The 18,680-nt window shown below is 38.1% G+C and carries 25 protein-coding genes; 19 read left to right on the plus strand and 6 right to left on the minus strand.

What is annotated here, in order from left to right; genetic code table 11:
* Positions 1 to 30: 30 nt before the first annotated feature.
* The 4 genes from AC4IFO_RS12150 to AC4IFO_RS12165 are packed head-to-tail and all read left to right on the plus strand — an operon-like array spanning position 31 to position 2,537.
* Positions 31 to 717 (plus strand): GIY-YIG nuclease family protein, encoded by a 687-nt coding sequence (locus AC4IFO_RS12150; RefSeq protein ID WP_490734680.1) that lies wholly within the window; start codon positions 31 to 33, stop codon positions 715 to 717.
* A complete protein-coding gene (locus tag AC4IFO_RS12155; protein ID WP_490734682.1) occupies positions 717 to 1,502 on the plus strand; it encodes a hypothetical protein in 786 nt (261 codons plus the stop codon). Before AC4IFO_RS12150 ends, AC4IFO_RS12155 begins: the two co-directional genes overlap by 1 nt.
* Positions 1,502 to 2,230, plus strand: a complete 729-nt coding sequence (locus AC4IFO_RS12160) for an ATP-binding protein (protein WP_490734684.1) — start codon at positions 1,502 to 1,504, stop codon at positions 2,228 to 2,230. Before AC4IFO_RS12155 ends, AC4IFO_RS12160 begins: the two co-directional genes overlap by 1 nt.
* A 25-nt stretch (positions 2,231 to 2,255) precedes the next feature.
* On the plus strand, positions 2,256 to 2,537 hold the full coding sequence (locus AC4IFO_RS12165; protein ID WP_490734686.1) for a hypothetical protein: 282 nt from the start codon (positions 2,256 to 2,258) through the stop codon (positions 2,535 to 2,537).
* 70 nt (positions 2,538 to 2,607) lie between these two features.
* Here the strand turns inward: AC4IFO_RS12165 and AC4IFO_RS12170 are convergent, their stop codons facing one another.
* On the minus strand, positions 2,608 to 2,913 hold the full coding sequence (locus AC4IFO_RS12170; protein ID WP_490734688.1) for a hypothetical protein: 306 nt from the start codon (positions 2,911 to 2,913) through the stop codon (positions 2,608 to 2,610).
* Positions 2,914 to 2,995: 82 nt separating this feature from the next.
* Here AC4IFO_RS12170 and AC4IFO_RS12175 point away from each other — a divergent pair, with 82 nt between their 5' ends.
* The 5 genes from AC4IFO_RS12175 to AC4IFO_RS12195 all read left to right on the plus strand — a co-directional run bounded on the left by AC4IFO_RS12175 (position 2,996) and on the right by AC4IFO_RS12195 (position 5,733).
* On the plus strand, positions 2,996 to 3,445 hold the full coding sequence (locus AC4IFO_RS12175; RefSeq protein WP_490734690.1) for a recombination protein NinB: 450 nt from the start codon (positions 2,996 to 2,998) through the stop codon (positions 3,443 to 3,445).
* Positions 3,442 to 3,657 carry a hypothetical protein gene (locus tag AC4IFO_RS12180; protein WP_206226858.1) on the plus strand — a complete coding sequence of 72 codons (216 nt, stop codon included), beginning with the start codon at positions 3,442 to 3,444 and terminating at the stop codon, positions 3,655 to 3,657. Before AC4IFO_RS12175 ends, AC4IFO_RS12180 begins: the two co-directional genes overlap by 4 nt.
* Positions 3,658 to 3,762: 105 nt before the next feature.
* A complete protein-coding gene (locus AC4IFO_RS12185) occupies positions 3,763 to 4,380 on the plus strand; it encodes a recombination protein NinG (protein ID WP_490734693.1) in 618 nt (205 codons plus the stop codon).
* Positions 4,381 to 4,705: 325 nt separating this feature from the next.
* Positions 4,706 to 5,089, plus strand: a complete 384-nt coding sequence (locus AC4IFO_RS12190; RefSeq protein ID WP_273804167.1) for an antiterminator Q family protein — start codon at positions 4,706 to 4,708, stop codon at positions 5,087 to 5,089.
* Positions 5,090 to 5,340: 251 nt separating this feature from the next.
* Positions 5,341 to 5,733 carry a YgiW/YdeI family stress tolerance OB fold protein gene (locus AC4IFO_RS12195; RefSeq protein WP_273804168.1) on the plus strand — a complete coding sequence of 131 codons (393 nt, stop codon included), beginning with the start codon at positions 5,341 to 5,343 and terminating at the stop codon, positions 5,731 to 5,733.
* 92 nt (positions 5,734 to 5,825) lie between these two features.
* Here the strand turns inward: AC4IFO_RS12195 and AC4IFO_RS12200 are convergent, their stop codons facing one another.
* Entirely contained in the window at positions 5,826 to 6,032 is a 207-nt protein-coding gene (locus AC4IFO_RS12200) for a thiamine biosynthesis protein ApbE (RefSeq protein ID WP_273804169.1), read from the minus strand.
* 308 nt (positions 6,033 to 6,340) lie between these two features.
* On the opposite strand from AC4IFO_RS12200, the gene AC4IFO_RS12205 reads away from it, so the two are divergent.
* Together AC4IFO_RS12205 and AC4IFO_RS12210 are read left to right on the plus strand one after the other, a co-directional pair.
* Positions 6,341 to 6,556 carry a hypothetical protein gene (locus tag AC4IFO_RS12205; RefSeq protein ID WP_490734696.1) on the plus strand — a complete coding sequence of 72 codons (216 nt, stop codon included), beginning with the start codon at positions 6,341 to 6,343 and terminating at the stop codon, positions 6,554 to 6,556.
* Positions 6,557 to 6,629: 73 nt separating this feature from the next.
* Positions 6,630 to 6,977: an MliC family protein gene (locus AC4IFO_RS12210; RefSeq protein WP_273804170.1), complete on the plus strand. Its 348-nt coding sequence runs from the start codon at positions 6,630 to 6,632 to the stop codon at positions 6,975 to 6,977.
* A 173-nt stretch (positions 6,978 to 7,150) separates the two neighbouring features.
* Here the strand turns inward: AC4IFO_RS12210 and AC4IFO_RS12215 are convergent, their stop codons facing one another.
* Positions 7,151 to 8,143, minus strand: a complete 993-nt coding sequence (locus AC4IFO_RS12215) for an acetyltransferase (protein WP_490734699.1) — start codon at positions 8,141 to 8,143, stop codon at positions 7,151 to 7,153.
* 195 nt (positions 8,144 to 8,338) lie between these two features.
* Between AC4IFO_RS12215 and AC4IFO_RS12220 the strand changes: the two genes are divergently transcribed.
* The 3 genes from AC4IFO_RS12220 to AC4IFO_RS12230 all read left to right on the plus strand — a co-directional run bounded on the left by AC4IFO_RS12220 (position 8,339) and on the right by AC4IFO_RS12230 (position 9,700).
* Positions 8,339 to 8,608: an HP1 family phage holin gene (locus AC4IFO_RS12220; RefSeq protein WP_490734701.1), complete on the plus strand. Its 270-nt coding sequence runs from the start codon at positions 8,339 to 8,341 to the stop codon at positions 8,606 to 8,608.
* Positions 8,608 to 9,078, plus strand: a complete 471-nt coding sequence (locus AC4IFO_RS12225; protein WP_273804173.1) for a lysozyme — start codon at positions 8,608 to 8,610, stop codon at positions 9,076 to 9,078. Before AC4IFO_RS12220 ends, AC4IFO_RS12225 begins: the two co-directional genes overlap by 1 nt.
* Positions 9,079 to 9,253: 175 nt before the next feature.
* Complete coding sequence (locus tag AC4IFO_RS12230) at positions 9,254 to 9,700, plus strand: lysis protein (protein ID WP_490734703.1); 447 nt, start codon at positions 9,254 to 9,256, stop codon at positions 9,698 to 9,700.
* Positions 9,701 to 10,592: 892 nt separating this feature from the next.
* Here the strand turns inward: AC4IFO_RS12230 and AC4IFO_RS12235 are convergent.
* Positions 10,593 to 10,868 (minus strand): ElaB/YgaM/YqjD family protein, encoded by a 276-nt coding sequence (locus AC4IFO_RS12235; protein ID WP_273838957.1) that lies wholly within the window; start codon positions 10,866 to 10,868, stop codon positions 10,593 to 10,595.
* Between the two features lie 304 nt (positions 10,869 to 11,172).
* On the opposite strand from AC4IFO_RS12235, the gene gss reads away from it, so the two are divergent.
* Positions 11,173 to 13,053 carry a bifunctional glutathionylspermidine amidase/synthase gene (gene gss / locus AC4IFO_RS12240; RefSeq protein ID WP_490734706.1) on the plus strand — a complete coding sequence of 627 codons (1,881 nt, stop codon included), beginning with the start codon at positions 11,173 to 11,175 and terminating at the stop codon, positions 13,051 to 13,053.
* 347 nt (positions 13,054 to 13,400) lie between these two features.
* Here gss and AC4IFO_RS12245 read toward each other — a convergent pair whose 3' ends face one another.
* Positions 13,401 to 13,532: an entericidin A/B family lipoprotein gene (locus tag AC4IFO_RS12245; protein WP_273804176.1), complete on the minus strand. Its 132-nt coding sequence runs from the start codon at positions 13,530 to 13,532 to the stop codon at positions 13,401 to 13,403.
* Positions 13,533 to 14,162: 630 nt separating this feature from the next.
* Positions 14,163 to 14,375 carry a KTSC domain-containing protein gene (locus AC4IFO_RS12250; RefSeq protein ID WP_425299584.1) on the minus strand — a complete coding sequence of 71 codons (213 nt, stop codon included), beginning with the start codon at positions 14,373 to 14,375 and terminating at the stop codon, positions 14,163 to 14,165.
* 157 nt (positions 14,376 to 14,532) lie between these two features.
* Here AC4IFO_RS12250 and AC4IFO_RS12255 point away from each other — a divergent pair, with 157 nt between their 5' ends.
* The 4 genes from AC4IFO_RS12255 (at position 14,533) to AC4IFO_RS12270 (ending at position 18,679) form a co-directional block, all read left to right on the plus strand.
* The gene (locus AC4IFO_RS12255) at positions 14,533 to 15,048 is read left to right on the plus strand and encodes a lipocalin family protein (RefSeq protein ID WP_273804177.1); all 516 of its coding nucleotides are present in this window, start codon (positions 14,533 to 14,535) and stop codon (positions 15,046 to 15,048) included.
* 98 nt (positions 15,049 to 15,146) lie between these two features.
* Positions 15,147 to 15,722: a terminase small subunit gene (locus tag AC4IFO_RS12260; RefSeq protein ID WP_273804178.1), complete on the plus strand. Its 576-nt coding sequence runs from the start codon at positions 15,147 to 15,149 to the stop codon at positions 15,720 to 15,722.
* Positions 15,719 to 17,290, plus strand: a complete 1,572-nt coding sequence (locus AC4IFO_RS12265) for a terminase (RefSeq protein WP_490734710.1) — start codon at positions 15,719 to 15,721, stop codon at positions 17,288 to 17,290. Before AC4IFO_RS12260 ends, AC4IFO_RS12265 begins: the two co-directional genes overlap by 4 nt.
* A 3-nt stretch (positions 17,291 to 17,293) precedes the next feature.
* Positions 17,294 to 18,679: a DUF4055 domain-containing protein gene (locus tag AC4IFO_RS12270; RefSeq protein WP_490734712.1), complete on the plus strand. Its 1,386-nt coding sequence runs from the start codon at positions 17,294 to 17,296 to the stop codon at positions 18,677 to 18,679.
* Position 18,680: the final 1 nt, after the last annotated feature.

Genomic DNA, 18,680 nt, shown 5'->3' on the forward strand with positions numbered 1-18,680 from the left:
ATTACACAACAAATCGATATGGAGGTCGTTATGCCGCTCGGTGAACTGACCTTCCATAAAAAGATAATTGAACATGCAGAAATGCCAGATGACTTTCGTCTTTCTGGGTGGGTGTATGTTCTCAGTAATCAATTTATGCCAGATATTTATAAGATTGGAATGACGACAAACTCACCAGAGGCAAGAGCTAAAGAACTATCTTCCTCATCGGGTGTGCCTGCGAAATTTAAAATAGAGGCGAGTTATTACTCTCATGACCCGCAAGGCGATGAAAAATTGATTCATGACTATTTATCTAACTTTAGAGTTAATGAAAGTAGAGAGTTTTTCAAAGGGGATCTAAATAAAATTTTAGCAGTGTGCGCTGATATCACAGAGTTTGATACTTCCTCTCCTGTAGAAGAGATAGCTGACCAATATGACATCATTAGTACCGAAAGGCTTAATAGACTAGACATTGGTGATCTCTTTGAATCGTTGGGAATAGAAGTATTTGGATGCCGTCTAGCGGCAGCTGAGAGACTGATACGGATAGCATATGAATGCTTAATTGAGAGCAACCGAAAAAAAAGTAGAGCAATTTTTCTAAATGAAGGTAGCGCTTATCTTATTAGAACCCAAGTGGATCAAATGTATGAAAAATACCTTATTGAAACTGATGGGAAGGGTAGGCCTGCGCCACATGCCACTGATGAAGATATGGGAGTACCATTTTAATGGCTAGAGCAAGGAATATTAAGCCGGGCTTTTTTACTAATGATGATTTAGCAGAATGCGAGCCATTGGCTCGTATTCTTTTTGTGGGGTTATGGACAGTTGCCGATCGCGAAGGTCGACTAGAAGATAAACCACGAAAAATTAAAGCTATGGTTTTGCCATATGACGATGCTGATTGTGACAAATTACTCGATCAATTACATGGCAAAAACTTTATCACTAGATATGAAGTAGATGGGAATGAGTTTATCCAGATTAATAACTGGAAGAAACACCAGAACCCTCACATGAAAGAAGCGGCTAGTGAAATACCAGAACAAGACACGCAACCTATTGATATTAAAGAAGCACCCAAAAAGCACCATACAAGTACAGTGCAAGAACCAGAAGAGAATCAAACTATCCCTGCTGATTCCCTTAACCTGATTCCTGATTCCCTTAACCCTATAAACACCCAAGCCGAAAACACGGCTTGTTCTGATGAGCCTGAAAATAAATCGGCAAGTGTTCACCAGATGTCTAGCAAGTACGCATTCGAAGGTGAGGTGATCCGATTAAACAAAAAAGATTTTACTGAGTGGCAAAGCCTGTATTCAAACATCGACCTCGAACACGAGCTGAGACGGCTGGATATTGAGTTTAGAGCTGACAAGCCGAAAAACTGGTTTATCACCGCTAGTCAGAAATTGAATTACCAGAACAAAAACACTAAGCCAGCTTGGACACCATCTAAGCGAGTAATGCCGCCTAGTCGAACCCAAGAATTCATACCGGAGAACTTCTGATGAGCACAGCAATGCAAACTCTTGCACGGCTCAGAAAACTGATGCCGGAACACATCAAGCCAAAGTTTGAAACACCTGAACAACTCATGGCATGGCAACGAGAGCAGGGCGAAATTGATTCAAAGCGGATCACCGATGCAAATCGTGTTACCCGACTGAATAAAATCATGGGACGTTCTGGAATTAACCCGCTTCACCTAGATTGCACATTCGATAACTACCAAGTCACTACACCTGAGCAGCAAACCGCATTACGCAAAGCCAAGAATTATGCTGAGAACTTTGGCAAAAACTTTGGCGGATTTATCTTTAGCGGCAATGCAGGAACTGGCAAGAATCACTTAGCGGCAGCAATCGGAAATCACCTCATACAGCACGGTAAGAGCATCCTAATCGCTACACTGCCAGACCTAATGATGCGAGTACGCGAAACCTATCAGAAGGACACCAAGACCTCAGAATCGAAACTAATCGATGACCTGTGCGAGGTTGATTTACTGGTGCTTGATGATGTTGGTGTGCAGCGAGGAAACCTCAACGAGGATTTAATTATCTTCCAAGTTGTAGACCGTCGATTAGCAAACAAAAAGCCAGTTGGGGTGCTGACTAACCTAGCGTTTGCAGAGCTTTCAAAGGTGCTGGGTGAGCGCGTTATTGACCGTTTAAGAATGGGTAGCCCGACAACGATTAATTTCGGATGGGAAAGTTACCGCAGCCAAGTTAAGTAACACACCAAATTATAAGTACTTCTAGATGAGCAATAAATACTTAGAAATAACACTAGGAACTGGCGATAAAGTAATTTCGACAGTCACATATCAAGAAATGGATTTTACCGGTATAGCAATCTCAAACCGACATGACGGGAAAAGAGATATTGGAGGTGAGCCTTTTCATTTTCCAGCGGGAACTACAACGGATGATTTTGACACGCTAGTAGTGATTAAATCAAGTTCAATAGAATCACTGAAAGTTCTCAGGGCTAGAATTGATGAGGCTATTGATTTGATGGAGGCATCTAATGCAGGGAACTAATTGGGTTAAGGTGAGTGAAAAACAGGGGGGGTGGTTGTATAGCCCACAATATATGTGAGCTCTATTAAAATTATCTTACTGGTGAAATTCCAGGATCTAGTTCATGTATTCTACGAGTGATATCGGCATTTTTACCGTTTAAATCATCGTTTGATGCGATGAAATAGTGACGACCGCCATCAGTCGTATGCTCAATAACCTTATACGTAACAGTTCTTGGTATAAGAGTTTCAGCTTTGCTATCTCTCGAATAAAACTTTGGAAGTGGTTGTTTTTCACATGTTACTTCTAGCTCTCTTACATAAGGAGCAGAAAAAACTTGCCCATCGTGCTCACCACCAATAACTAGATAGTCATAATATTTTTCATCAGTCATGATTTTTTCTCAATTAATAACTGCATTAACATCTAAGTAAATGACCTTATATCTCAATAAATTAATATTCAAGTAGGAATCAATGAATATTGAAAACTTCTGTTTACATGAATCAACTAAAAAGCTATTTGATAGCAACATAAACGAATTACTCAAATCCCACCCAAAGCTCAGCGTCACAATCAAAGTATACAAGCCAAAGCGTAGCCTATCCCAAAACAATCTCTCGCATAAATGGTACTCAGAAATCAGTAAATATCTGATTCAGAGTGGTCGCACATGGATGACGGAAGAAAAAGTTAAGAATGACTTGAAAGCTACATTCCTCGGCTATGAAGAAATTGAACAAACCAACTTTGTCACAGGGGAAATAACCGTCAGAGAACAGCTCATGCACACTTCAAGGCTAGATACTGGCGATATGTATCAGTACATGACGAAAATCGAAGCATGGTGTGCACAGTTCGGATTACAGCTAACAATCCCACACACAAGCGAATACATGAAACTCAAGGAGCAGCAAGAGAGATGAAACTAGAAAAAGGAAAGGTCTACGAGATATCAGAACAGGCTTTGGATTTTTACCACAAGCATAACCGAGCTGAATACCACTCTACATACCCAAGAGAAACTGATAGGGAGCCACTGCACAACGTAATTATAAGAATGGTTAGTGGAGATTTGGAAACATCCATATTGCTTACCGACGAAATAGTCAAAGTTGCTGATATCCAAGAGGTGTAATGATGAAGCGTAAATACCCAAACCTAACACTCGGAGCCAAGTTATTTATGGTAGCCATATTTGCTTGTCTGTTTGCATCTGCATGGATATTTGTTGAGGCGATATATGGCTAAGGCTAAAAAGCCGAAGCTGAAAACCTGTAAAGAATGCGATAAAGAATTTACTCCCTACCTATCAACTCAAAAAGTCTGTTCTACATCCTGCGCAATACTATTTGCTGCCAAAGAAGTTAAACGAGCTGAAGATAAGGCCCGTCGAAAGAAACTATCTGAGGAGCGTAAAATATTGCGGGCCCGCAAGGAAAAGCTAAAGACAAAATCAGACTGGAACAAAGAGGCCCAAGCGGCAGTAAACAAATACATATTCTGGCGCGATTACGGTCAGCCATGTATTGCTTGTGGTAGGTCCTTAAATTACGGGATAAGAGGTGGGTCCGTAGATGCAAGTCATTACAGGTCAAGAGGTACGGCAAGTCATTTAAGGTTTAATCTACTTAACATTCACGCTGGCTGTGTTCACTGCAATAGGGACCTGTCAGGCAATCTAATTCCATACCGCACTAATCTCATCAATAAAATCGGCGAAGAGCGAGTAACACGCTTAGAGCACGATAACTCGGTCCGTAAATTCGATATCGAATATCTCAAGCGAATGAAAGCAATATTCACTCGTAGGGCCCGTTGGTATGAGAAAAGGCGGAAGCAGCTCATGGAGGCAGCTTAATGTTTACGGATATAGAAGACGTAGCAATTAAAGAAGTCAGATGGTCTCGGGCTAAAAACAGACGAGATTATGCAGTTGTTCAAATAGGATGTGGTCTCATGAAGGCCAACTAATATAGATGGCTATGTGAAAGCTCTAAAGTGAGAGTTATGTTTTCCACTAAAGACGATGGAAACGGAACAGTATCGACGGAGGTAAGATGATTACTAAATTAAAAAAAGGCACTTCGCGCCTAGCCAAAGAATTAGATAGTGCCGTTTCAAATACTGAATATATTAAATCTGAAGCTGACTGCAAAAGCTCGCAAATTAACATGAGGTGAACAATGCGTGATATTCAACAAGTGTTAGAACGCTGGGGAGCTTGGGCAGCGGATAATACGGAGTCAGTGCAATGGTATTCTGTGGCGGCTGGATTTAGCAGTTTAATTCCAAGCAAGGTTAAGTCACGAGACCAGTGCTGCGAAGATGATGCAATGATCATCTCTGAATGCATGGCGCAGCTAAATAGGAAAGATAGCGAAATGCACGACCTGCTACTTGATTACTATCTATTTGGTAAGACATTCATTCAGTTGGCAAAAAAACATAGATGCTCTGATACTCACATCGGTAAAAAATTACAAAAGGCAGAGGGGCAAATTGATGGTATGTTGATGTGGCTGGATATTACTTTGGAAATGGATAAATACATAGAAATAATCCATTAAGTCACTTTACGATCGTAAAATAGCTGATATTGTGACAAGAGTGAATACGTTGTCACCTGACTTACGGAATGAAACCTCGCAATGTGGTTTTTTTTATGCCTAAATAAACATAAGACTTGCGGTTCCTATTTGTCAGAATTACATGTGAAGTTATATGCAATAACCGATCAAAAGTGTTAATTATTTCCCTTAAGATCCTGTTAAGATTTAATTGATAGACTATAAAAAATTAACAGACAAAAGGAATTATTATGAATAAGGCAATTATTGCACTCGTATTATCAGCAGCTTCATTTGGTGTGTTAGCTAACAATCATGCTGGTGGGTTTGTTTCTAATGATGGTTCTGTAGGTCCAAAAGGTGGGTTTGTTGCAACGGCGCAAGCAGTGACAACTGTCGTTCAAGCGAAAGAGCTTCCTGATGATGCGTGGGTCTCACTTGAAGGTCATATTGTTAAACAGATTGGTAAAGAGCTTTACGAGTTTAAAGATAGTACTGGCTCAATCTCTGTAGATATTGATGATAGGCGCTGGCGTGGACAGGTTGTGACGCCTGAGACAAAAGTTCGTTTAGATGGTGAAATTGATAAAGAGTGGGCTTCATTAGAAGTTGATGTGAAGCGAGTAACCATTATCAATAAGTAGCTCTAAATATTTAATGAGCCCCATGATTGGATAATCGGGGGCTTTTCTGCACTGAAAAAACTCTATTTACCAACTTCTGCCTAATTCATATGCTAGATAGCTTTATCTATAGCTCTTTCAATCGCTTTACATTCGGGACTATTTCCACTGGATTGCTCTATTTGACCCGGCAAGTTGCCTTCTGGGGTATCCATCTTTATCACGCAAGTGTCAGGCTTAGTTTGGGGGTTAGTGTTTGATGAACAACTAGTTACTAAAGCGATAACAAAACATGCCAATATAGCTTTATTTTTATGCATACTACTTATCCTATTTTTAAAGGGTAATTCTTGATGCTACTAAAGGTTAAGCGTGAAGTGCAAAGTAATTCATAAAATCGGCCAAAGCGGCTTATTTATTTTTTATAACGATAAGGTAACTCAAGTGGTAGGCCTGTCGCTCTTGAACTCCACCCGTAAAGCTGGGAGTTACCTTTTCATTGTGGAGAATGCCAAGCCTAGTCACCTATCTATTTTTACTATTATTTTATCTGCTTTAGATCTATTCGTTGATACGGAGTCATCCATTTGCTAGGTTAAAATGATGGAAAAAGAGTGAGGCAGGGCATATGGATTATTATTTAACAAAAAGTGACCGCGACGAATTGGTCATATTACACAAAAAAGCATGCCCACAACTTATTCAGTATAGCAGTGCGACTTATGTGGGTTACTATTTTGGTGAATACGGTGCATTACAGAAAGTTGAAAGTATGACTACAAACACTGTTATTGCATGCTCTCACTGTATGACTGATTTACAGGTTAATAATGAACCTGTATAAATTTTATATATCTGACTTATACTATAATTGAAGTGCAACTATCTCCAGTCTAGAAATTTAGTAAGGAACAGTCATGAATAAATTGATGCTAGCAACAATAATTGGCACGTCATTACTATCAGTTTCAGCATGGTCCAGCACAAATAAGTCAGAAGACTTCATCAATGTGAATTATAACTGTGCAAATAATCAAACGTTTAATGCAGTATTTATTAATGATGTAGAAAATAGTTATGCTGTAATTGGGTTTGATAATCGCATCATACCAATGAAAATAATTGAAATGGCATCTGGCGCCAGCTATAAATCTGATTCAGGAAAAGAAAACCTAGTTTTGCATACTAAAGGTGATAAAGCAGAGTTAGTAAAAGAAAATGGTGATATTGTTTTCTCGAATTGCATATCCACACAACTAGATTAATTTTTCTTTTCCTTAACCATATCAACTCACAAGGGCTGCGCATTGCGTGGCCTTTTTCATATATAGCCACCGAAAATCGTTATCAATATGTAATAACATTGTGATTGGTTAGACTACATTGATAACTGGTGCCAATGTAGAGAATCCCAAGTGGGAAGGTGGAGCTAGCCGGCCTACCGTGTTAGTTTGTTGAAATTTAACTTAGGTTCAATAAACCAGTGGATAGTTGAGTTAAAAGACAATAAAAGAGCGATGCTAATAGTTGATAGTGTTAGTAATATTATTAATAATAAACTATATTCTACATGGAAGTAAGTTAAGGTTTGTAAAAGAATAAAACAAATAATAGGATGAATTAAATAAACACCTAAAGCATTGTTTGATACCCTTGAATATTTATCAGTTGATAAAGAAAAGTAAATAATGCTAGAGCCTAAAACTATGCTTATAAAGAACTTTAAAATATAAATAACAAAAAAGTATAATAAGAAATCAGCTTTAGTAATACTTAAAATTGTTCTATTGATGTTTTCTTCATAATAAAGTGCAGCTATAGCTAAGGCTGCAGTGATTATAATTATATAATGAGGTTTTTTTCTAAGTGAAGATATTTTTTCACCATTAATAAAATAAGCAACTACAAAGAATGGGAAGTATTTAATAATGGAAAAGAAACTGGATGCACTAATTAAGTAATTACTTGCTAAATAAGAAAAAAATAATGATATCGCCAAAATAATAAATAATATTAAACTGTTAGATTTGAACTTTTGTGGTAACAATAAAAAAAAAGCTTGCCAAACAGGTGTGGCTAAAAAAAACCATACTCCATTTTGAGGTTCAAAGAGATAAAGTTTTAAGCTTAATTGGCCGGAAAAGTATAGTGGGATTGCATCAACTGTTTGAAATATTAAATAAATTATAATAGATGGAAGCAAACTAAGCTTCAAAGATTTCCAAGAGGCATTCTTCGTTACGAATGCAACTATGAATACAAACATAGGAATTAATGTTAAGTCGAAAATACTAATAAGAAATGAGGCCTTATTTTTATCGACTAAATTTAAGTAGAAATTAAAAACAATAAGAGAGCTCAATATGAGCTTCAACGTGGGCCAATATGGTTGGGTAATATTATTTGACACAGGCTTAATTTGTTGTTTCATATGCACGCCCTGTATAAGAATCAGCTCATTGTACTGTATTGATATACTTATTTGAAATGAATTCCTTGGAAATAATCAAGAAACAATTTTAACTTATCTTGAATGAATATTAGTTCCATGAATTTAAACCTGGGCTACTGTAGTTGGTAGCTTTCTATTAACTAAACATCGGAACACTCCGTAGGGGGTGAAATCATGCGTATGGATAAATATAGCAACGCAGCCTACGGTAGTGCTGGGCTTACAGCATTTTTTGCTAGCTTATCGCTTTATGAATGGGGCTTTATTATCGGGATGGCGTTTAGCATTCTTTTAGGTCTCGCTACCTTTTTTATGAATCGACGAGAGCAGCGAAAGCGGACCCGTTTATTTGAAGAACTTGTTAATAAAACCGACCCACAAAACCCATCAGACACTGCACGAAAAGCCGCCGAACTTATGGCAAAAGCACCTAAGGATATCTAATGTCGCTCAAACAAAAACTAACTGTGCTTGTTGGCGCAGGGGCTTCGGCTATCGCTTTAACGGTGATTGCGCATTTTGAAGGTGTGAGATATGAGCCTTATGAAGATGTGGGTAGGGTATTAACAGTTTGCTATGGTCACACGGGGAAAGATATTGTTCCCAATAAAACTTATACCAAAGAAGAATGCAACGAGCTATTAGCACTTGATTTTATGAGAACTAAGCTGCAGGTAGATCGCCTAGTTAAAGTTCCTGTTGATGAACATACAAAAGCAGCCCTTTATTCATTTGCTTTTAACGTGGGTACTGGGGCATTCGCTAAGTCGACAATGCTTAAAAAGCTTAACGAAAGTGATCAATACGGTGCTTGTGAAGAACTTAAAAAATGGGTTTACGCTGGTGGCAAGGTATGGCGTGGGCTCGTTAATCGCCGAGAAGCGGAGGCGACCATATGCCATGGAAACCTATAGTGGTTGTAATGTGTTTCATGCTACTCGCGATATCAATAATTGCTTTCGGTGCTTATTGTATGACAGATAATACATGCGGTATTGATAAAGCCAGCTTAGAAAAGCGCTGCCAGAAAGCCATCGATCACTATAAAGGTCAGCAAGTTAATTTTTAATCTTCTATATGGTAATCGCCATGAATACAGTCAGAGTCGCATTATTTATCGCAGCGTGGGTAGCTATATGGGGAATGTGGAAGCAACACGAGAGAATAGGTGAGCTAAACACTAAGAATGCCGTACTACTCGTCGAGCTAACAGAGCAAGTCAAAATCAATGAAGCTTACCAAGAACGAGTCCAATCACTTCATAAACTCGATACTAAGCATATTCAGGAACTAGCCAATGCAAAAAGTGAAATTGATAAGTTGCGTATTGCTGCTGAGCGCAATCCTGAATGGGTGTACATCAAAGCTAGTTGTAAAAAAGTCGAAGGCATTACCACCCCCAGCTTGGATGATGCAACAACCGCCAGACCTACTGACACCGCTGTCAGAAATTATTGGCTACTCAGAAGCAGGATAGCAAAACAAACGCAAATGATATTGGGGCTGCAAGATTATATTAGAACGGAGTGTTTGTGATGAATGAAACAGTCTAGCTAAAAAATAACGGTTATCCGTGGATTGGTTCAATTTATCATACGCATTATTCTTAGTCATACTAATAGTGCTTATACTTGAAATGCTTACTGAGCAGCAGGTTAAGATAGTTGCTTCGTTGCATGAACATGATGAAATGTTTGATACATCTTCAGCTGTTAACTCTGCGTCTACTGTTTGTATATATAAGGATAATAAAATTAATAATATACCGAATTATATCCTCAACTATCTTAGGCCTGATTGTAATGAAAATTGAAAAGTTCAAGCACTAGCCGATGACAAAGTTTTGTATAAAATGAATAAGGTAAAAAAATAGCCCGTGCCAGGAAGACTAACGGGCTAACATAATACCAGCACACATCTTGGTTATCATTATTCTTACTACCTTTATAGTAACGAATATAGAATAATAAATTAATAGGTGTCAGTGTGTAACAAAAGGAAAAAAAATATTTCAAGTTATGGTGAGCGCCATTTTTAGGCCCGTAAATAGGATTCATTAAGTAAGCATATTAGGGAAATAATATTCAGCATGGGATAATTGGGGAGAACATTACTATTTTAAATTTTGCTTTATAACATTTTCACTAATAACTAGATGCAAACTAGTACGACTATTTATCTAAATTAGATTGTTAATTAAATAAGAAATGTATTAATACTAGAAAAATAAGTATTCTCATGAGACTATGCAAAGAATGAAAGTTGCCTCATACTTCATTGATATTATTAGTATTTATAATTGGAAAGGGTTAGTTATAGAGATTTTTAAAATTATAAATATAAGTTATTTTGTAATTTATATAATTAACAATAATAGGAGGTAATATGCCTCCCCTCAATGTGTAAGGAGGAGGTCATAAAGGGAGGGTTATTTTCTGCCTAGGAGAAAACCAACAATTAATCCAACACTAGCAGATATGGCTACTGCAGTGAGTGGATTTTGTTTAATTTTTGTCTGAGCATTTTGACTATAATCTTGTGCTGTTTCTAGCATGTCAGCAGTTACTTGCTTGCCCTTACCGTAGATTTCCTTTGCTTTACCTTCGATTTGGTGCTTATTTGACTCAGTTAGCTCCCCATATTTATCTTGGGCCTTGCCTGCTGCTTCTGCAACTTTACCTTCAGCTTTATCAAAAAGTGCCATAATGCTACCTCTATGTTTGATTAAGTAAGTGTAAGTTATAAAAATAAACAATTCCGTTGAAACTTTATACATTAAAGCATCATAATATTTAATTATGCAAGAATTATATAATATTAACTTATTAACTTATTAATTTATAACCCTACAGGATTAGCAGGTATTCGTGTGTTAAGTTAGATTGGTTAATATTATTATGTTGTATTCAGACAGTTATCAGCTAATCAATAGTAGATTTTTTATATTTAATAAGCGTACACTGATGCTCATGGCCAGCATAGATTTATGATTAAGGTGGAGTTAGAGCATGAGATTAATTAGTAATGAACGTGAGCATTTTGGGGCCTTACTCGGATATGCTCCTGGAGGTGTAGCAATATATTCATCAGATTACGATTCATTATCTAATTTTGATAGCAAAAATGATATTTCTTTTCGTAGCTATATTGGTAATGAATATATGGGCTATAAATGGCAATGTGTTGAGTTTGCTCGTCGTTTTTTATATCTCAATTATGGAGTTGTTTTTAGTGATGTCGGTATGGCATATGAAATATTTTCTTTGCGTTTTTTACGGCACGTAGTTGATGATGACATTTTACCGCTAAAAGCTTTTGTTAACGGGAGTCCTATCAAGCCTACCGCGGGGGCATTGTTAATTTGGGATGAGGGTGGCGAGTTTAATAAAACAGGCCATATAGCAATTATTACGCAGGTTTATGATGATAAAGTTCGCATCGCTGAGCAAAATGTCATCCATCATAAATTGCCTATAGGTCAGCAGTGGACACGGGAATTGCCTCTGAAAAGAGATAAAGAAAGATATACACTATCAGATACTTTCCCAGACACTAAAATTTTAGGGTGGATGATACAAACAGATAGTGATGAACATGCTTATTCAGGGCCGTATACTAATCCTGAGTTGCTAAAAATTCATGCTGCAAAAATAGATAATAAAATTGACTATAATAAAGAATGGTTGAATGAATCAAATCCCATAGAAAATAAATATATTCAAGCTAGGCAAGGTCGTAAGCTAAATAGTGCTCTTCATGAATATTTTACAATATCTAGCACAGCTGAAAATAAATTGATACAAGCAACCAATGAAGTTCATCTTATGTATCTGCATGCGACAGAAAAAGTGTTAAAGAGTGATAATCTATTGAAACTTTTTAACATTCCAGAAATGCTTTGGCCTCGTATACGTTTATCATGGAAGAATCGGCGCCATGATATGATTACAGGAAGATTAGACTTTTGTTTAGATGAACGAGGATTAAAAGTCTATGAATATAATGCGGATTCAGCTTCTTGTCATACAGAGGCTGGGGTCATTATTGATAGGTGGGCAAAAGCAGGGCAACTGAAAGATGGCAAAAACCCAAGTGGCCACTTAACCGAATTACTTTCTAGCACATGGGAACACTCTTCTGCTAAACCTTTTATTCACATTATGCAGGATGCAGATAGTGAAGAAGATTATCATTCGCAATACATGGCATATGCAATTACCGAAGCTGGATTCGATTATAAAATCATTCATGGTTTAGAAGAATTATTTTGGAATGAAACAGGTCAAGTTGTTGATAGTGATGGCCGTATATTAGAGTGTGTATGGAAAACATGGGCGTGGGAAACTGCTCTTGAGCAAATTCGACAAGAATGTGAGAAAGATTATGAGCATTCAGCTCTACAAATTCGTACTGGGCACTCAGAATATAATGACGTCAGACTAGTTGATGTATTATTAAAACCTGAGATTCGCGTCTTTGAGCCTTTATGGACAGTCATTCCAAGTAATAAAGCTATATTACCTATTCTTTGGTCGTTATTTCCTCATCACCCTTATCTTTTGAATACAAGTTTTGACATCAGTGATGAATTACGTTTGAGTGGTTATGCGATTAAGCCAATAGCTGGCCGTTGTGGTGACAACATAGGATTAGTTGATAAGTGCGATACAGTTTTAGATGAAACTTCAGGTCAATTTGGTCAACAGGAAAATATTTACCAACAATTATGGTGTTTACCAAATATAGAAGATCGTTTTATTCAAGTCTGCACATTTACTGTTGGGGGACATTATGGAGGAGCATGTTTACGATCAGATCCATCATTAGTTATCAAAAAGGATAGTAATATAGAGCCATTATGGGTGCTTGATGATAATGATTTTTTATAATGGATACGATATCAGAAAATATATCTCTTAAAATTCATATGATTACCTTGTTAAAGTTGGTCCCAGCAATACTATTTCCTCAGTATCTCAAGCCATCAGTTAATAGCTGATGGCCTTTGCTTAAAGGAAAGTTGAGCAACAAAGAAATGCCCCATTACTGGGGCAAAATAAAACGAAGCAATAGTTTGAATACACTATCAGCATAGATGATTAGTAAATTTTTCACATGGATTAAGTGTAAGCAAATACGGAAAAGAAAATACGAATATGAGTGTCGTTAAAAGTATAAGAAAACACTAGAAGGACAAAGTAAGCTTATCCCCTAGTGTTTTAGGTAAGGGGGGAGGTTACTTAGCTGCTCTTTGTATTGCCTCTCCTCCAGCCTCTATGTCTTCACCAACACCTTTAGTTGTGTTACAGGCAGTTAGTGTGAAAGCAACAGCTAATGAGCAGATGAGGAAACTGATTTTTTTCAACATATTTTCTTCCTTTTTAATGTGAAGTTATAAGCTACAGAAGATCATTTATAATTATAGCAGAATAATTAACTTACTATTTTTATCTGTAGGGAATAAGAGTTTCAGTATTAAACCCATCATATCTTTGTGGAGTTAATATGATTAGTGATACCTGACAAATGAAAATTAGCTGCTATATTCTAAGTGTTAATACTTATTTTGTGATTAATCAACATTAGCAAAAAAGGGTACACTCTATGATATTAAAAGAGCTATTTATCCGTATGCTTCATATTTTCCAATACTTATTAGTTGGTTTTCTTTTGTTATTATCATCAATAGCATTACCTAATTGGCTAGGTAATGCCACGGTCTTTTTTGTAGGGTAGTATCCAAAGTAGTGAATGGAAGAAATGGATAATCACAAAGATTATGAAATAAAAAAAGCCCACAAAGATGAAGTGGGCTAAAAATGCTGCTTTATGTAGTTGAATATCGTATTAAATGTAGTTAATTTTTCAGTATATGCAAACTATTTTTTAGTATTGGTGGGGTTAAACACCTTGGTAGTATAAGCAGCGATAAAATATACCAATTCCCACAATAAACATGACCAAAATATCACCAATAATAAGAGTGGGTAAAGTATTCTTAACATTTTGAAACTTCGATATATTTATCTTTTATACACCTGTTAATATATAGCGGTATATCTTTAGATATGATTAATCTCTGATATTCTATGTAGGGGACATTTTTGTACTGATGAGTTAGCTTGTTATGGAAACCAATTTCCAAGGTTTTATTGTCATGATTGTATTCAATAGATTCAATTTCTACTAAATTCATTAATAATCTATACATATTGAGCCTTTATGTAAAACACATAATAAGAGTATTTGAAAGTGTAGTATGGCTCTTAGTAATATCAAATATTTAGTTAGAATTTATAGATGATTAGGTCGTTCAGAGACCTTTTTTATGCGAAAGTATCTTATCGGTGATATTTAGTGAGGTTACAATGCAGATAAAGTCAGTTTTTATGTTTTTAAGCATGCTTTTACTTAACGGATGCAGTGTTAAAGTACCAAAGGATATATCACCAGTTAAGAATTTTGATTTATCCCGCTACCTTGGTGAATGGCATGAGATAGCCCGAATCGATAATCGATTTGAAAAAGGATTAATCAAGGTCTCAGCTAACTATTCTCTTCGTGGTGACGGAGGTGTAAAAGTAGTGAATAGAGGGTGGGATTCAGAGAATAAAAAATGGAAAGAAAGCGTGGGGAAAGCCTATTATGTTGAATCTTCCGATGTAGGAGCTTTGAAAGTTTCTTTCTTTGGTCCTTTTTACGGTGGGTATAATATTATTAAGCTTGATGAAAACTATCAATATTCATTAGTTGTTGGGCCTAATAAAGATTATCTATGGGTTTTATCTCGCACGCCAACTATGCCACCAGAGTTATTAAATGAATACCTTAGCTTTGCAAGTAACCATGGTTTTGATAGGAAGCAAATATTGATATTTCAATAGAACTACCTCTTAATTATCTGCTTTGATATTTTTTATTGAAAATTCAAGAAGTGAAATATATGACCCGCCTCGTGCGGGTTTTTTATTGGGTATAAACTATGGCACTAAACGATAAACAAGAAATGTTTTGTCGTGAGTACCTCGTAGACTTAAACGCTACTCAGGCGGCTATACGTGCGGGGTACAGCGAAAAAACTGCTAACAGAATAGCAGCTCAATTATTGTCAAAACTTGACATTGAAAAACGAATCCAAGAGCTGATGAATAGGCGTAGCGAAAGGCTAGATATCGATGCTGACTACGTGCTTAAGCGTTTAGTCGATATAGACCAAATGGATGTGTTGGATATTCTTCACGATGACGGGGGTATTAAGCCTATTCATGAGTGGCCTAAAGTTTGGCGTACGTCATTAAGTGGCATGGACTTAGCTGAAATGTTTGAGTCCAAAGATGGTGAGCGTGACTTGGTTGGTATCATGAAGAAGATCAAATGGCCTGACAAAGTGAAAAATCTTGAGCTACTTGGTAAGCACGTCAAAGTACAAGCATTCAAAGAACAGATTGAGCAGAAAGTTGAAGCGACACACAACATTATGCCAGTTCCATCATGTACCAATGTGGATGATTGGGAAAAGGCTGCACAGCAGCAACAGGGTGAGGTATTAGGTGGATGAATTACAACGTAGTATGGAAACCCTTACCTGGTTCGCAGTCATTATCATTAAGTTGCCCATGCAATGAAATCCTGTATGAAGGCACGCGAGGTCCTGGTAAAACCGCGGCCCAATTAGCGAGATTTAGGCGCAATGTCGGAGTGGGTTACGGTTCATTTTGGCGCGGTATCATATTTGATACGGAATACAAAAATCTTGCAGATATCATTACTCAATCTAAGCGTATGTATCGGTTGTTTAAAGATGGCGCTCGCTTTCTTGCTTCAGCCTCTGAATTACGTTGGGTATGGCCTACAGGAGAAGAGCTGCTATTCCGATTTGGTAAAGAAGCGGACGATTATTGGGACTATCATGGGCAAGAGTTCCCGTTCATTGGCTTTAACGAATTAACCAAGCAAAAATCAGCCGATTTCTATGAAGCGATGTTCTCTTGTCGTCGGTCATCATTTAGACCGGAAGATTACCCACTTGAAAATGGTGCATTGCTAAAACCGATACCGCTAGAAACATTCAGCACCACCAATCCTTTTGGGATTGGTCATACATGGGTGAAAAAACGATTTATCGAGCCTAAGCCTCGTGGAACGGTGATTCGGGAAACACAAAAAGTATTTAATCCCCAAACTGAGCGCGACGAAGAAATTACATTAACTCGCGTTGCCATTCATGGTTCATTTAAAGAAAACCCATATTTAGATCCCCAATACATCGCCACGCTCATGAGTATTAAAGACCCTAACCGTAAAAAAGCATGGGTAGAAGGCTCTTGGGATGTGACGAGCGGTGGACGGTTTGACCATCTTTGGAACGCAACACACCACGTTATTAAGCCGTTTCGAATTCCAGATAGCTGGACGATTGACCGCTCCCATGACTGGGGGGAGTCAAAACCATTTTCTAACTTATGGTGGGCGCAATCGGATGGAACCGAAGCCTCGTTACCTGATGGTCGTATATTTTGCCCTCCTGCGGGTTCATTAATTTTGATTGGCGAGTGGTATGGGTGCCCGCCTGATGAACTCAACAAAGGATTGAACATGTCGTCAACTAACGTTGCTAAAGGCATTAAGTGGATTGATGAGCGCTTAGCTGGCTTAGATAGCGCTATCCCTAGCGAAATAGTTCAAGATGGTATTACACAAGGGCAAATGAATATTATGCCCAATATCTGTAAAAAGGTGATTAAAGGTCCTGCAGATAATTCTATCTATACCCCTAACGATGATGAGGACTCCATTGCACAAAAAATGGAGGCTCAAGGTGTCGAATGGATGAAGGCGAATAAAAACCCTGGTTCCCGTATTAACGGTACATCACTTTTTGCCGATATGCTCGAGGCCGTGATTGAAGGTAAGAAAAAAGAGTCAGGCACACCAGAAAAAGCGGCATTTTATGTCTTTGACTATTGCCGAGGCTGGATTAGTCGAGTTCCTATTTTAGTTCGAGACTCTAAAAACCCTGACGATGTAGATACCGAGCAAGAAGATCACGATTGGGATAGTACACGTTATCGCGTGCTTCATAAACCATATAAACCTACCGGAACAGTAACTAAACTTAGGATATAAATCATGCCTGATATTTCAACTCCCAACCTTGACTATAACGATATGGTTGAGGCTTGGGATATCAATGATGCCTTAATGGGTGGGACGTTGTACATGCGCACATTAGGCGAGCAATACATGCCTAAGTGGCCTAATGAAGAGAATGACTCGTACAAGGAAAGGTTAGCGACAGCAACATTACTCCCCGCGTATGAGGAAACCATTAATCAGAACGTAGGGCGTGTTCTTGCGGCACCTATTGTATTAAGTGAAGAAACTCCGTCGGAAGTTGTTGAAATTGCTTCCGATGTTGATATGGAAGGGAGCCGCCTTGATGTATGGGCGCAACAATTCTTCAGTATTTCATTACAGTACGGCTTGGCGCATGCTTTGGTTGATTATCCGAGAGTGGATTTAAACGCGGTAAAAACCAAAAATGATGAAAAGAAACTCGGCGCTAGACCTTATGTGACGATGCTTAACCCTCGTCAGGTGATTGGTTGGAAATCCGAAACCAAAGGTGGGAAAACATACCTGACTGAATTGCGAGTGAAAGAAATTATCACGGTAGATGGTGATGACTTCGGGCAAACAAAGGTGGAGCAAATACGCCACATTATGCCCCGTCAGGTTGTCATTTATCGTCGAAGTAAGGGCAATAACGGTAGCGATGTGTGGGTACCACATGAAGAATGGAAAACGTCACGTGACGACATACCGCTAATTACACTATATACAAAGCGTATTGGATTTATGCGTGGCTCACCGCCACTTTTAAATCTTGCAATACTCAACATCAAACACTGGCAGAGCCAAAGTGAACAAGACAACATCTTGCACGTTGCTCGGGTTCCTTTGCTGGTTGCCTATGGATTGAATGACGGTGCAGAACTCACTATCGGCTCATCATCAGCGACTAAGTTTGATGACAAAACTAAAGCTGGGCTTGAATATGTCGAGCATACGGGATCAGCTATTGGTGCCGGCAAAGAATCGATTGCCGATTTAGAGCAGCAAATGCGCCAAGCTGGTGCAAAGCTAATTAAGGGTGACAACACATCAACAAAATCTGTCGAGCAAACCAACGAAGAGAAAATGCAGGAAAACTCGCCACTCTACACGATGGCGATTTCGCTCGAAGATGCGCTTGATAACATTTTGCAAATCTTTGCTGAATATAAAGGTTTGCCAAGCGGCGGTAATGTGGATGTCAGAACCGAGCTAGAAATCAGCGACAAAGAGATTAACTCAACAGCCGCGCTGGCGGTTCAATCCTTGCGTCAAGGTGGGGATATTCGTCGTATTGACGCGATTCGTGCATTACAAGCGTTAGGTTTAATTGACCAGGATACTAAGCCAGAAGAGGTTATTGATGAGTTAAAAAATCAAGCTCCCTCATTCATGGAGTAGC

This window comes from Providencia sp. UF-224, from assembly GCF_058245955.1.